This window comes from Vreelandella azerica (genome assembly GCF_013112225.1).
GTDB classification, from domain to species: Bacteria; Pseudomonadota; Gammaproteobacteria; order Pseudomonadales; family Halomonadaceae; genus Vreelandella; species Vreelandella azerica.
Genome location: NZ_JABFHI010000002.1, coordinates 618987 through 633926, shown reverse-complemented (window position 1 = coordinate 633926; position 14940 = coordinate 618987). Strand labels below are relative to the sequence as shown.

At 58.6% G+C, this 14940-nt stretch carries 9 protein-coding genes and 4 pseudogenes; 10 read left to right on the top strand and 3 right to left on the bottom strand.

The features are described 5' to 3' along the window. Nucleotides 1-43 precede the first annotated feature (43 nt). Nucleotides 44-2229 (top strand): annotated as a pseudogene (pta, locus tag HLB35_RS06985) (phosphate acetyltransferase). On the opposite strand, the gene HLB35_RS06980 reads toward pta, so the two are convergent. Then, nucleotides 2214-2963, bottom strand: coding sequence for a DeoR/GlpR family DNA-binding transcription regulator (locus tag HLB35_RS06980; protein WP_171702018.1), 750 nt, complete (start codon nt 2961-2963; stop codon nt 2214-2216). The pseudogene pta and the gene HLB35_RS06980 sit on opposite strands and share 16 nt — an antisense overlap. Before the next feature lie 281 nt (nt 2964-3244). Here HLB35_RS06980 and HLB35_RS06975 point away from each other — a divergent pair. The 7 genes and pseudogenes from HLB35_RS06975 to cdd all read left to right on the top strand — a co-directional run bounded on the left by HLB35_RS06975 (nt 3245) and on the right by cdd (nt 10109). Continuing rightward, nucleotides 3245-4062: pseudogene (locus HLB35_RS06975) on the top strand (outer membrane protein OmpK). Between the two features lie 62 nt (nt 4063-4124). Beyond that, nucleotides 4125-5400, top strand: a pseudogene (locus tag HLB35_RS06970) (NupC/NupG family nucleoside CNT transporter). A 133-nt stretch (nt 5401-5533) separates the two neighbouring features. Continuing rightward, a pseudogene (gene deoC, locus HLB35_RS06965) lies at nt 5534-6320 on the top strand (deoxyribose-phosphate aldolase). After that, nucleotides 6320-7660 carry a thymidine phosphorylase gene (gene deoA / locus HLB35_RS06960; protein ID WP_171702017.1) on the top strand — a complete coding sequence of 447 codons (1341 nt, stop codon included), beginning with the start codon at nt 6320-6322 and terminating at the stop codon, nt 7658-7660. The pseudogene deoC and the gene deoA overlap by 1 nt, the downstream one beginning before the upstream one ends. Further along, nucleotides 7660-8904, top strand: a complete 1245-nt coding sequence (locus HLB35_RS06955) for a phosphopentomutase (protein ID WP_171702016.1) — start codon at nt 7660-7662, stop codon at nt 8902-8904. Before deoA ends, HLB35_RS06955 begins: the two co-directional genes overlap by 1 nt. A 35-nt stretch (nt 8905-8939) precedes the next feature. Further along, nucleotides 8940-9665, top strand: a complete 726-nt coding sequence (gene deoD, locus HLB35_RS06950; protein WP_171702015.1) for a purine-nucleoside phosphorylase — start codon at nt 8940-8942, stop codon at nt 9663-9665. Nucleotides 9666-9701: 36 nt separating this feature from the next. Next, a complete protein-coding gene (cdd, locus tag HLB35_RS06945) occupies nt 9702-10109 on the top strand; it encodes a cytidine deaminase (RefSeq protein WP_171702014.1) in 408 nt (135 codons plus the stop codon). A gap of 74 nt (nt 10110-10183) precedes the next feature. On the opposite strand, the gene HLB35_RS06940 is transcribed toward cdd, so the two are convergent. Continuing rightward, a complete protein-coding gene (locus HLB35_RS06940) occupies nt 10184-10873 on the bottom strand; it encodes a CBS domain-containing protein (protein WP_171702013.1) in 690 nt (229 codons plus the stop codon). 220 nt (nt 10874-11093) lie between these two features. Between HLB35_RS06940 and HLB35_RS06935 the strand changes: the two genes are divergently transcribed. Next, nucleotides 11094-12116 carry a J domain-containing protein gene (locus HLB35_RS06935; RefSeq protein WP_171702012.1) on the top strand — a complete coding sequence of 341 codons (1023 nt, stop codon included), beginning with the start codon at nt 11094-11096 and terminating at the stop codon, nt 12114-12116. Nucleotides 12117-12211: 95 nt separating this feature from the next. Further along, complete coding sequence (locus HLB35_RS06930) at nt 12212-12643, top strand: hypothetical protein (protein ID WP_171702011.1); 432 nt, start codon at nt 12212-12214, stop codon at nt 12641-12643. Here HLB35_RS06930 and HLB35_RS06925 read toward each other — a convergent pair. Then, nucleotides 12560-14800: a mechanosensitive ion channel domain-containing protein gene (locus tag HLB35_RS06925; RefSeq protein ID WP_171702177.1), complete on the bottom strand. Its 2241-nt coding sequence runs from the start codon at nt 14798-14800 to the stop codon at nt 12560-12562. The genes HLB35_RS06930 and HLB35_RS06925 overlap by 84 nt on opposite strands. Nucleotides 14801-14940: the final 140 nt, after the last annotated feature.

Genomic DNA, 14940 nt, shown 5'->3' with positions numbered 1-14940 from the left:
CGGCACACTGCAATGTTTACCTCCTGCCTGGAGCCAAGAAGCAATGAACACCCCGGACAATCAGCCACAAACTCTCCTGCTGGTACCGACTTGTGAAGGTGCCGGCTTGACCTCCGCCTGCCTGGGGCTGATCCAGGCCCTGGATACCATTGGCCTGAAAGCGGGCTTTCTGAAGCCTTTCATGCAGGATGAACTCAACGGCCTAGGGCTTGACCGCTCAACCGCTCTGGTATCGAGAACCCTTAACGTACGCCCACCCGCGCCGATTCCCCAGGCACACCTGGAACGCCTGCTGCGCGACGACCATACCGACGACCTGATGGAAGAAGTGATTGAACGCCTGGAACAGGTCACTCAGCAGGCCCAGCACGATGCTTTACCGCTTGATCTTGTCGTCATAGAGGGCGTGGTGCCTACCCCGCATACCACTTACGCCACCCAGGCCAATGTCCAACTGGCCCATGCGCTGAATGCGCGCATCATCCTGGTCGGCACCGGTGATCTGAACGCCCCCAGGAGTTGGCTGAAGAGCTGGATATGCATGCCAGAAGCTTCGGTGGCATCAGCTCAGCCCGCACCCTGGGCTGTATTCTGATGCGCATGCGCAATCTTCCCTATGGCGCAGAAGACGATGACCTGTCTGCGGCTCCTGGCACCATCAAGCCTCAGCTGGAAGAGCCCGTTCTTGAAGAGTTACGCCGCTATTCACCGTCATTGGCCACCGAGCGCTTTCATCTGATTGGCGTGGTTCCTTACAGCAAGGCGCTGAGTGCACCGCGCACCCTGGATATCGCCCGTGCCCTTAACGCCCGCCTGTTGAACGAAGGCGACGCCAGCCAGCGTCGGGTGCTGGCCACCAGCCTGTGCGCCCGCAGTGCCGCCAATGCCTTGCATATCTTCCAGCCAGGCAGCCTGATCGTGACCTCGGGTGACCGCGACGATGTGATACTCGCCGCCGCCCTGGCCACCATGAATGGCACCCGACTGGCCGGCGTGCTGCTGACCAACGGTTACATGCCTAATGACAAGATGATCGACCTTTGCCGCCCAGCCCTGGCCACCGGCCTGCCGGTGCTGGAAGTGGATACCGACAGCCTGACGACCGCCACCCACCTGAGTCAGCTAAGCCATGAGATCCCCACCGATGATCTCGAGCGCGCTGAACGGGTGGCCCGCTTTGTCTCCGCTCATATCGATCTGGAATGGCTCAAGGAACACGTCAGCCGAGGCTATACACGCCGCCTGTCGCCATCGGCGTTTCGCCATCAGCTGGTCAAGCTGGCCATGCAGGCGCAAAAACGTATTGTGCTACCGGAAGGCAATGAACCGCGGACAATTGAAGCCGCCATTATCTGTGAGCGACGCGGCATTGCCCGCTGTGTGCTACTCGGCAATCGTGAGGAAATCAAAACCGTAGCCCGTCATCGCGGCCTGACCCTGCCAGGCTCCTTGACCATCATCGACCCGGAAAGCACCCGCGCGGATTACATAGCACCCATGGTGGGCCTACGCCGCGACAAGTTGAACGAGATTACTGCTGATGCCCAGCTGCATGACAATGTGGTGCTGGGCACCATGATGCTGCAGCTAGGCGAAGTCGATGGCTTGGTATCGGGGGCTGTGCATACCACTGCCAATACGGTGCGTCCGGCCTTCCAGCTGATCAAGACGGCGCCTGAATACCAGCAGGTATCCTCGATCTTTTTCATGCTGCTGCCCGAGCAGGTGGTGATCTACGGTGATTGCGCGGTCAATCCCGACCCGGATGCCGAGACCCTGGCGGAAATCGCCATTCAGAGCGCGCGGTCCGCTGAGGCCTTTGGCATTGAGCCTCGGGTTGCCATGATCAGCTATTCCACCGGGGATTCAGGCACAGGGGCTGACGTCGATAAAGTGCGCCAAGCCACGCGGATTGCTCAACAACGCGCCCCGCACCTGGCGATTGATGGCCCACTGCAGTACGACGCCGCAGCGATTGAAAGCGTCGGCAAGCAGAAGGCACCGGATTCACCAGTGGCGGGCCGGGCCACGGTGTTTATCTTCCCGGATCTGAACACCGGCAATACCACCTATAAGGCCGTGCAGCGTAGCGCCCGGGTGGTCAGCGTTGGCCCCATGCTGCAAGGCTTGAACAAGCCGGTGAATGACCTTTCAAGGGGCGCTCTGGTCGACGATATCGTCTATACCATTGCTCTGACGGCCATTCAGTCGGCTCAACAGGAAGGCTGATCAGGTTTCGACAAGGCAATATCAGAGGCATCCGTAAACAGGGCATCAAATTCATCCAGCATGGCGAAATAGGCCGGGCGCACCACCCCGATCTTGCTGGCATCCGCCACCAGCCAGCGCTGCATGGCAGTGGCGATGGCCGCCCGCTTGGGGGCGACTTCATGGAAATGAAAGCAGCTAACACCGCGCTTGGCATCAACACCAGCCGCTGAAATCAATGCCTTGTTGATGCCCAACCGTTCAATTCTGGCCTCTATGGTATCGCTTCCAAAGGATTGCGAAGCCGGGTAATACAGCCCGCCTAGCAGCACCAGGCGGACATTGCTCAACGGGGCAACGGCATTGGCCACATTCAACGCATAGGTCACAACGGTCAATTCGCTGAAGCGCTGCAACAGGCCCAACAGAGGTATCAAGGTGGAGCCACAATCAATAAATAGCGTATCGCCGTCCTCAATCTGCTCAACAACACGCTGGCACAGCGCTTTTTTGGCCGGGTAGCGGCTAGCCTGCTGTTCGGCCACATCATAGGCGGGGTCCATGCTGCCATTCAGCAACAAGCGCCCACCCAACAGATGAATTTCCTGCTGCTCGCCTTCCTGACGGGCCAGGTCGCGGCGGATGGTCATCTCCGACACATCGCATAAGGTGGCGGCCTCGCGCAGAGGCACCACCCTTCCTTGCGACAGGATATCGTAAAGTTTCTCCAACCGTGCAGCACTGCGCCCCTTCATGCTTTTCTCCCGTAAAAATGCCTTTATCTGGTCATCTATTGTGCGACCCGCCTCTCACCAGCGCCAGCATGCCAATAGTCGTAAAAAAACGTCTGAAAATTTTTTGTATGGCGAATAAATAGTTAGCGCAACCACGGCCTCTGTTGACAAACCTTGGCTCTAGCGTTGATGTCACTATCATTGCAAAATAGCGTCTTAGAAATAACAATTATTGTGATTTTTTTAACAAAACACTGTGCTGTCACCAAGTACAGGCGCTTCCTTCCAACGCTGAGGCTTTTATGAACTCTTCTTCCCAACGCCATTTGATCACCCTGAGCACTGGCTCCCTGCTGGTATGCGCGGCTGCCTTTACCCAGGCCCAGGCCAATAGCACACCGTTATGGTCGTTTGCCAACGTCTCAGCCAATTATCTTGACTGGTCAGGTGGCACTGAATCACGCACTGCCAGCAACGCAGCCAAGGGCGATTTCGTCTACCTTGAACTGGAAGGCGGGCTCGGCTATGAGTGGGGGAGTTCTACGGCTTCTTCGATTTCGAAAACCCCACGAATGACCAGTTTGATGCGGCCAGTGGCGGCAAGGACAATTTCCGCACGGCAGGCAAGGTGACCTCGCATATTTACCTCGGTGACAGCCCCTTCTCGGTCTATGCCCATGTCTATGACTTCCGCGATTACGGCTACAATGCCCGAGAGCAGGATCAGATCCTGGGCTTGGGGTATCGCACCACGTTTGCCAATGGTTTATGGTTCAAGCCGTTTCTGGGTGCCGCGCGGGTACAAAGCGATGGCTATACCGGCATGAACGGCTTTATGGCGGGCTGGGTGGCAGGCTATGACTTCACCGCCACCGGCCAGAACTTTAGCGTGACCAACTGGCACGAGCAGACCTTTGGTCGAGATGACGACTACCTGAATCAGAACTATGTGAACGGCAAGGCAGGCAGTGTGGGCACCAACGGCGCTGTCAGCCTGTGGTGGCATCCTATTGATCTGATCACCACCGGCATCCAATATCGCTATGCCGATGAAAAGCTCGGCACCCCGGATAACTATCAGAATGCCATGATCTATACCGTCAAACTCAACCTGCTGTAGCCATCACCCGATGTAGAACAGCCACTACAACCCAGTGACGACGCGACGCCAAGGGGCACAAGATGACACTGATAATGAGCCTGATAGGGATGATCACCCTGGTGACCATTGCCTTGATATTTTCCTATGACCGCAAGTCGATCCGCTTGCGTACCGTGCTGGGCGCCTTTGCTATTCAGGCCGGTATCGGCGCTTTCGTACTTTACGTGCCCTTTGGGCAGGCCGTATTGCAGACCATTTCAAGCGGCGTCGGCCAGGTGGTTGAATACGCCAACGATGGCATTGGATTTCTGTTTGGCGGCCTGGCTGATGTGGATAACGTCGGCTTTGTGTTCGCCATTAAGGTTCTGCCGGTGATTATCTTCTTCTCATCGCTGATTGCCGTTCTGTATTACCTCGGCATCATGCAGTGGGTGATTCGCATTCTAGGCGGTGCTCTGCAGAAAGCCCTCGGCACCTCGCGAACCGAGTCCCTCTCAGCAACGGCTAATATCTTTGTCGGCCAGACCGAAGCCCCCTGGTGGTCCGCCCCTTTATTGCCCGCATGACGCCGTCCCAACTGTTTGCAGTGATGTGTGGCGGCCTCGCCTCGGTGGCAGGTTCGGTGCTGGCGGGCTACGCTGCCCTGGGCATTCCCATGGAGTATCTGGTCGCTGCCTCCTTTATGGCCGCCCCTGGTGGTTTGCTGTTTGCCAAGCTGATCATGCCGGAAACCCGTGAGCCTGAGGACAGTATTTCCAAGGTCGAGGAAGAGCAGCAGGAGCAGGACAACAAGCCTGCCAACGTGCTGGATGCAGCCGCTGCGGGGGCAACCTCCGGCATGAAGCTGGCGGCCAACGTGGTGCCATGCTGCTGGCATTCATCGCACTGATTGCCCTGATCAACGGTATGCTGGGCGGCATTGGCGGCTGGTTTGGTTTTGAGACGCTCAGCCTTGAATGGATTCTTGGCTGGCTGTTTGCGCCACTGGCTTTCCTGCTCGGCGTGCCCTGGCAGGAAGCCACTCTGGCGGGTTCTTTTATCGGCCAGAAGCTGGTGGTCAACGAATTCGTGGCCTATATCAACCTGGCGCCCTATCTGGAGGGCGAGCAACTGGTTGAAGCCACCGGGCAGATCATGAGCGCCCACACCATGGCCATTCTGTCATTTGCGCTGTGCGGTTTCGCCAACCTCTCCTCGATTGCTATCCTGCTTGGCGGGCTAGGCAGCATTGCACCTTCACGGCGCGCCGAGATTGCCCGCTTCGGGGTCAAAGCCGTACTGGCTGGTACGCTTTCCAACCTGATGTCGGCCTCGATTGCTGGTTTCTTTATTGCCTTGAGCGCCATGGGCACCTAGCCATTATCAAGCGGCGCTAGTCTGCCACATATGGCAAGCTGGCGCCGAACTTCCAGGCTGTGAGCCATCACTGCCTTGCGTTTTGAACCTGTTTATTTACCTAACGTTTATTTACCTAACTGAGTAACCGCCTATGACCGCTTCGATCAATCTCACCCAGGCTGCCCGCCAGGCCATTGCCCTGATGGACCTGACCAGCCTGAATGACAGCGACACCGATGCCAGCACCGAAGCGCTGTGTCAGCAGGCAAAAACACCTTACGGCCACCCTGCGGCGCTGTGCGTCTACCCTTCCTTTATCGTCACTGCCAAGCGCGCCCTACATGCTCACCAGCTGAGCGACAAGGTCAAGGTGGCAACGGTCACCAACTTCCCGGACGGCGGCGATGACATCATGGCCGCTGCCCGCGCCACCCGCGAGGCCGTGGCCTCCGGCGCCGATGAAGTCGATGTGGTCTTTCCCTATCGCGCCCTGATGGCCGGTGATGAAGAGACTGGCCTTTGAGCTGGTTGAAATGTGCCACGCGGCCTGCGGCGGCCAGGCGCTGCTCAAGGTGATCATTGAATCCGGTGAACTGAAAGACCCGGCGCTGATTAAACGGGCCAGCGAACTTGCTATCGAAGGCGGCGCTGATTTCATCAAGACCTCAACCGGCAAGGTGGACACCAATGCCACCCTGGAAGCCGCCGAGATCATGCTCAATGCAATCAAGGCCAGCGGCAAACCGGTGGGTTTCAAGGCCGCAGGCGGCGTGCGCACTGCTGAAGACGCGGCGGCCTATATGGCGCTAGCCGCTGACATCATGGGCCCCCACTGGGTCACGCCAGAACACTTCCGCTTTGGTGCCTCCAGCCTGCTCGACAACCTGATTGCGACCCTGCGCGGCGATGCACTGATGGATAACGAGGAGGGTTATTGATGGCCACCACGCCACTGCTACCCCAGGAACTGATCCGGCTTAAACGCGACGGTCAGGCGCTGCCCGGGGAAGAAATCCAGGCCTTCATTCAGGGCATTGCCGATGAGCGTATCAGCGATGCCCAGATTGGCGCCTTCACCATGGCTGTTTTCCTTAACGGCATGAGCCGTGAGGAAGTTGTCGCCCTGACCACGGCCACCCGTGATTCCGGCCACGTCATGCAGTGGGATTCGCTCAACCTGCCCGGCCCGATTGTCGATAAACACTCCACCGGCGGCGTGGGGGATCTGGTCTCTCTGGTACTCGGCCCCTGGGTCGCCGCCTGCGGCGCCTTCGTGCCGATGATTTCAGGTCGAGGTCTGGGCCATACCGGCGGCACCCTGGACAAGCTGGAATCCATCCCCGGTTACGACCCCTACCCGGCACCGGAGCAGTTTGGCAGCGTGGTGAAATCCACTGGTGTGGCGATTATCGGCCAAACCGGCAACCTGGCCCCCGCGGATAAACGCATTTACGGCGTGCGTGACGTCACCGCCACGGTGGAATCCATTCCGCTGATTACCGCCTCCATTCTGGGTAAGAAGCTTGCCTCCGGCCTGGATGCTCTGGTCATGGACGTCAAGGTCGGCAGCGGCGCCTTCATGCCCACCCCGGAAAAATCCCGCGAACTGGCCAAAAGTATTGCCAACGTAGCGACCCAGGCGGGAACGCCGACCACGGCCCTGCTCACCGATATGAGCCAGCCGCTGGCCCCGTGCGCCGGTAACGCGGTGGAAATTGTCGAGACCCTGGCGCTGCTGCGCGGCGAACGTTCCGACAGCAGGGTGATGCAGGTGACTCGTGAGCTGGCGGTCGAAATGCTGATGGCGGGCAAGCTTGCCGCCAGCCGTGAAGAGGCGCTTGCCAAGCTGGAAAAGGCGCTTACCTCCGGCGCCGCCGCCGAAGTCTTCGCCCGCATGGTCAGTGAACTCGGTGGCCCCGCCGACTTTATGGAGCGTTCAGACCACTACCTGGCCAGCGCACCGGTCGTTCAAGCGGTCTACCCCGAGCACAGCGGCATTGTTCAGCGTTTTGATACCCGCGCCGTGGGTATGAGCGTGGTCGAGCTGGGCGGTGGCCGCCTGCGCAACGACGCCAGCGTCGATCACAGCGTTGGTTTCAGCGATATTGCCGGGATTGGCGAGCACGTGGATAACCAGCGCCCACTGGCCATGGTTCACGCCCGCAGTGAAGACGCCGCCAAGCGTGCTGCCGACCAGCTGCGCGCGGCGGTTACCCTGGGTGAAACCGCCGCTGAAGCCGACACCTTATTGCAAGATACCTTCCGAGGAGACGCCTGATGCGCCGCGCCATTGTAGTCGTGCTTGATTCTTTCGGGATTGGCAGCGCCCCCGATGCGGAAAAATTCGGCGACCAGGGGGCTGACACCCTGGGCCATATCGCCGCCGCCTGCGCCCGCGGCGAGGCCAACACCGCCGAGCGTTCAGGCCCCTTGAAACTGCCCAACATGGCCGCCCTTGGCCTGTTTCACGCCCACCGCGATGCCACCGGCAGCGTGGCTGAAGGCGTTAATCTACCGGCGCCGCTGGAAGGCGCCTATGCTCACGCCAGGGAAATCTCCAGCGGCAAGGACACCCCGTCCGGCCACTGGGAAATCGCCGGTGTGCCGGTACGCTTTGACTGGGGCTATTTTTTGGATAAAACCGACAGCTTCCCGGCCGATCTGCTGGAAAACATTGTCCGCGAGGCCGAGTTACCCGGCGTGATCGGTAACTGCCACGCCTCTGGCACCGAGATCATTGCCCGCCTGGGGGAAGAACACCTCCAGAGTGGCAAGCCGATTGTCTACACCTCGGCCGATTCGGTGTTCCAGATCGCCGCTCACGAAGAGCATTTTGGCCTGGAGCGCCTATACGCGCTGTGTGAAACCGTGCGCGAGCTGCTTGCCCCTTACAACATCGGCCGGGTGATTGCCCGCCCGTTCAACGGTGACGACAGCGCAAGCTTCGCACGTACCGGCAACCGTCGGGATTATAGCGTCGAGCCGCCTAGCCCGACGGTGCTGCAGAAACTCGCCGATGCCGGTGGCGAAGTGGTCTCGATCGGCAAGATTGCCGATATTTACGCTCACTGCGGCATTACCCACAAGGTCAAGGCCAGCGGCCATGATGCGCTGATGGATGCCACACTGGCAGAAGTGGCGCGCACCGCCAATGAGAGCGCAGATCGCCCGACCATGATCATGACCAACTTTGTCGATTTTGATTCGGTTTACGGCCACCGCCGTGACGTACCGGGCTACGCCGCCGCCCTTGAGCATTTCGATGCCCGTCTGCCGGAACTTATGGCGGCCCTGAATGACGATGACCTGCTGCTGCTCACCGCCGACCACGGCTGCGACCCCAGCTGGGAAGGCACCGAACATACTCGGGAATACGTGCCAGTTATGGTACGTGGTGGCGGTTTCAACCCCGGCCCGCTGGGTGAACGTGGCACCTTTGCCGATATTGGTCAGACGCTGGCGGACTTCTTTGGCGTTGATGCTATGCAGGACGGCAACAGCTTTTTACCCCAGGCAGCGTAAGCACAAGAACTACCTAATACATTAAGGAGCCACCCATGGCGACACCGCATATCAACGCAGAAATGGGCGATTTCGCCGATACCGTACTGATGCCCGGCGACCCGCTACGCGCCAAATACATCGCTGACACCTACCTGGAAAATGTGCGCCAGGTCAACGACGTGCGCAGCATGTTCGGCTATACCGGTACCTATAAGGGCCGCGACATTTCAGTCATGGGCCACGGCATGGGGATTCCGTCGGTGTCCATCTACGCCAAGGAACTGATTACCGATTTTGGCGTGAAATCGATTATCCGCGTTGGTTCCTGCGGCGCGGTGCGTGATGATGTCAACGTGCGTGATGTGGTGATTGGCATGGGCGCCTGCACCGATTCCAAGGTCAACCGCATGCGCTTTAACGACCACGACTTCTCGGCCATCGCAGACTTCGATCTGACTCGTCATGCCGTCGCGGCAGCCAATGCCCAGAACGTCCCGGTTAAAGTCGGCAATATCTTTTCCGCGGATCTGTTTTATAACCCGCAGACCGAGATGGCTGAGCTGCTCAAGCGTTACGGCATCGTCGGCGTGGAAATGGAAGCGGCGGGCCTTTACGGCGTGGCCGCCGAATTTGGCGCCCGCGCGTTGACCATCTGCACGGTGTCTGACCATATTCTGAAAGGCGATTCCCTCTCCAGCGCCGACCGCCAGACCACTTTCAACGACATGATGACCATTGCGCTCGATACCGTGCTGCGCGACGACGCTGACAAGGCCTGACCGCCAGCAACTCCGAGCCAAGAAGAGGATAATCCCATGACGCAAGTAAATCAGGCATTGGTGGACACCCTGCTAAACGCCCTGAACAACGCCTACGCACCCTACTCTCATCATCCGGTCGCGGCGGTCATGGAATGCTCGGATGGCCAGCAGTTTGCAGGCACTAATGTGGAAGTCGCCCACTACAAGGGACTGTGCGCGGAAGGCTCAGCCATTGCGGCAATGATTACCGCTGGCCAGCGCGAGCTTGCCAAGGTATACGTCATGGGGCCCGGTGAGCACCTGTGTACGCCCTGCGGCGACTGCCGCCAACGCATCCGTGAGTTCGCCACCCCAGACACACAGATCATGGTGCTTTCCCACCAGGGCGAGGTGCTGAAAACCTACAGCATGGAAACGCTGCTGCCCGACGCCTTCGGGCCGGAAAACCTGCCATCGCGCTAACGCACAGCGCCCACCTCTCTCTAAGAAGTGGGCGCTGGCGAGCATCTGCTTACACCGGATGATGCCGGCCGCGTTCAGTAACCGCCTACACCGCGTGGTGCATAGCCCAGATTATTTTTCACCTGGGTGACGCCAGGGGTGTTTTCAGCAGCAACTTCGAGGGCTTTGCGCTGGTCGCTGGAATCAATCAGCCCCCATAGCTCGGCCACCCCATTACTTACCGTCACGCTGATAGCAGCAGACCTGACGCCAGTGTTTTTCTCGATCTCATCGAGAATGGCCTCGCGTATGACACGGTCATCCTTGAGGGCGCTATCAGATACGGCATCCTCAGTGGCCAGGCCCTGAAGCAGGTTGGCGCGGCTGACAATCCCCACCAGCTTGCCTTCTTTGACCACAGGAACCCGCTTGATGCGGTGTTTTTCCAGCAGCCGGGCAATCTTGTGTAATGGCGTATCTTCCTCGATGGTCATGGGGTTGACGGTCATCACCTCTTCCGCCTTGCGGCCATGGGTCTTGACGTAATCGGCAGGGTCTTTATGGCCCGCGAAAAGAGACAGCCACCAAGAGGCTTCTTTACCGTCTTCCTTTTGAATGCGCCTCATCAGGTCACCTTCAGAGACAATGCCCACGACCTGATGGCTTTCATCGACCACCGGCACAGCACTGATATGGTGTTCCAGCAGCAGTTTGGCAATAGCACTGACCTCTTCCTGTGGCCCCACGCTGATGACATCTTTGGTCATAATATCGACAGCTTGCATAGACACTCCTCAGTTTGTGCAGTATGAATCAATCGCAGATTCAAAATGTGAATCATAGTCTCAGGTTAGCGCGCCTGACAGGGCTCTGCCATCTTCATCCAGCAAATAGACCTGGTTATTGATCTGGCTCAGTCTTTGCCTCGCACAGATCCGGCTTGCCATCTGCCATCCATCAGGCGACCATGGCGGGCTGTTTACCCCGCTGCCCTGGAGCCTGGGAATGTCGACTGCCCGTTTTTCCCCTTTTGAGTTGTTGCTGCTCAACAGCCGCAGCCAGGTGGATACGGCAATTCTGCTGCTGCTCGCCTGGGTGCTGGTTCAGCGCCAGCATATCAGCGAAGGGCAACGTCGCCGGCGCCTGGCCCAGGTAAGCGCCCACTTTCGCCATGGTCACGAACTTGGGCCCGTCATGCAGATTGCCCACCAGCAAGATATGCAGGCCATTCAACTTGCCGCTGAGATCGTCCATCGTGAATGCTCGCCGACCCGGAGCATGAAGGTCATCCAGCAAGCCATCGTAGTGGCTGGCGACAATGGCAACCTATGTCATGCTAACCACTACATTCTGCATTTTCTGGCCGATTTACTGAATATTACGCCAGATACCCTGACGACGCTTTATAAGGAGCTCACTGGCACCCACCTCGAAGCACCGGGTGATATGAGCACCCAGGCCTATTGGCGCCAGTACGACCCACACCACGATGAACGCCAGGCCCAGCAGCAAGCGGCTGCTGAGAAAGCCCGTGCCGATGCCGCCGCTACTGCACAGCAACGCGAACATGAACGCCAAGAGCGTCGCGCTGAAAAACAGCGCAAACGTCAGGAGCGCGCTGATCGTAAAGCAGAAGTACGTGCGCAGCGAGAAAAGGCCAAGCAGGAAAAAGCACGGCAAGCCCAGACCCGGCGTGAGCAAAAGCGCCAGGAAAATGCCCAGCGTAAAAAAGCGCACCAAGAAAACGCGCGCCAGGAACAGTATAGGAAGGACCAACACCAGCACTCACGGCAGGAAGGCGCTCGCCAGGCCCCCACTGACCGGACAGCCCGAGCACTCGCAGTGCTCGGGTTAAGACCTGGGGCCAGCCACAGTGAAATTCGCCGCGCATACCGCAAGATGGCCCAACTACATCATCCGGATCGTTTCTTTTCACAGAGCGATCAGCAGATTGCTCTGGCGTCAGCGCGATTTCAACGCATTAAAAATGCTTATGATTATCTGAGTCAGCGCGGAGAGCGTTCTTGAACGATCACCCTTGATTTCCCGAAAGGCGCACAGCAACATGGACGCTGCTCACAGTCGTGAGCTAACGCCCTTTTTGAACGGATATTCTGCCCGTCATGCGTGACCTTTATCAGCGTCTTGATTTGCCGCCTGATGCCAACCAACAGGCCATTGCCAAGGCCATTGAGCACTGCCAGCACAATACCTTGAAACAGGATGCCGCGGCGGTACTTGGCATTCCCGAGCACCGCCTCGCCTATGATCAGCTGCATGCCACCCTCAGCGATATCGGCCAACTGCGCTCGCGCCTGGGGTTAACCCACGGTGCCCACTGGCAAGGCAGCGTTGCCAATGATTTCTCGCTGCCTCCGGATCAGACACGCTCCTGCCAGGATGATCTGGCCGAGCGGATCAGCCGAGCGGCAATGCTTTATAACCGCTGGCAGCGCTTTCGGGTCAGCGGCTTACTGGTCGCCACCCTCTTGACCGTCGCTGGCATGAGCCTCGCCGCTGGGCTCGCCTGGGCCATGCGGCTGGCGAGCGCCTGAGGTTCTGGCCGGGCTATCCGCTGCTTGCCAACCAGCCGCCGCCTGGCCCTCCATACTGACGCTCAGGCGTGGTGCTCCCAGGTTGAGTTCCTGCGCTTCCATACGCTGTTTGAGCAGCAGGTTAAAGGCGCGGGCCACATCCCACTGCATTTCCGGAGCGGTTTTAAAGCGCATCCGCAGGATCGGGCAGCCTTCTTCAAAGCCATTGACCCCCTGCATTTCCAGCGGCGACCAGATGTAGTGGCGCATCATCGGGTCTTGCCGCAAGGCGAGCGCGGTTTCCTGCATCAGGTTGATGGCGCTGTCTATTTTCATATCAAAAGGAATGCGGATTTTCATCAAGGCGATACCGAACTGGCGGGACATATTGTGGATGGAATCAATCCGGCTGAAGGTAATGATATGCACAATGCCGTCCAGATCACGCAGGCGCACGGTGCGCAGGGTCAGCCCTTCGACGGTGCCCATATGGCCATTGATCTGGACAAAATCATCAACTGCCAGCGAGTCTTCAATCACAATAAAAATACCGGTGATCAGATCCTGTACCAGCGTCTGGGCGCCAAACCCGATCGCCAGGCCAATCACACCGGCACCGGCCAGCAGCGGCGTCACGTTGACCCCCAGGTTGGCAAGCCCGGCAATACTGGCGATGATCAGGATAGTGACCAGTAGCACGTTGCGAATCATCGGCGTGATTGTCTGGGCACGGGCCTGATTCACCCGCCTCCCGCGCGAACCCGCCGAGGTAATCAGCGCCCGCTGAATAGCCGTATCGGCCAAAATCCACACCAGCCAGGCAAGTAACACCGTAGCCCCCAGGCTCAATAGCGCTTCTCCAATGCCGGCCCCGGCCAGCCCCTGATGGCCAATGCCAAACAGCGAACTGCTCCAAACCTGCATAAAGAGTTCAGCGAAAATCATCCAGGAAACAATGTGCCCCAGCACAAACCCGAAGCGTTCAAGACGCTTGCGATACTGGCTGGTACGCCGGCGGTGACGATGTTTGCCTATTCGTTCTGCCTGACGCCTTAACAACCCGGTGATCACCAGGGTCAACACCAGCAGGCTGGCGGACACAATCGAACGGGCCAGTGCCGTACCTACATCACCCACCGAGATAAAGATGGCCAGCAGTGAACCGCCTACCAGCAGCAGCGCCGGAATATGCCAGAGCCCGCCCAGGGCACGGCTGATTTCCACTGCTGTGCTGGCATCGCGGCGCAGATGATAGGGCCGATTGCAGATCAGATGCCGTATCGGGCGCTTGAACTTGAAGATAAACCGCGCAGAGATAAGCGCTGCCAGCATGTTGGCAAAAATCGACACCAGGTTGGAAAGCTCTCCGCCCAGCATATCAACCAGGCGGCTCGAGTTAACCGCATCGCCCAACGCCACCAGAGCGCCAATCACAAACAGGCCGCGCAGCGCCTTTAACTGCAGAAGGCGTACGGCGGTGAAGCGATGGCCACGGCTGAAAAACGCTATCACGGTTTCAAACACCACCGACAGCGCCCGCCCACACAGGCACACATAGGCCAATACCAGCGCCGCCGTTCTTCCGGCGCTTTCAGGCAGCAGTTGCCCAAGGCCAAGCACAATGGCAAAAGACAGCGCCCAAGGCAGCATGCGCCGCAGAAAATGTACGGCCATTAGCCAGCCCTTAGGGTCGCGGGGCAGATCATGCGGCCACCCCTTACGGGTGGCGATCAAACGCCCTATGGCTATCATCACGATCAGCAAAATAGCCCAAACAGCCGCCAGCACCAGACCATCAGCGGCGGTTCTGGCCAGCTCGCTCAAGCTGGCGTTACTGCCAAGCTGCTGCAGGTCTTCCAGACCATCATTGAGTTGCTGGGTCCATTTTTCCTGAGGTGAGCCACCTTCCTGGGCCTGCTCACCGATATCTGTCAGGGTTTCCGCCAGCGCTCCCAGTAATCCCTGGCGGCTGATCACTTCCTCTTCGGTTGCGGCGTTGACAGTCTGCAACTCTTTTAACGAGCTCAACAGCTGCTGACGCTGCTCATCGCTTTCCAGCAGAGTGACCACATCGTCCAGCGAACGCTGGAACTCTGCCTGAGTAACTTCTTCCTCCTGGACTTCAGTGGTGCTGAACCCAGGGATCGAGACCATCTGGGCCTGCAACGGCGTTGTCATCAGGCTGAGTATCAGCAGACCAAGGAAGCTGGCCAACGGGGTTATTCTTTTGTGCAGTCGCACGAATATCTCCTAACAGGTGATCACCTAAACGCAGGCACTCAAAAGCATGTCTTGCTTTGCTGAGGTCTATGATAGGC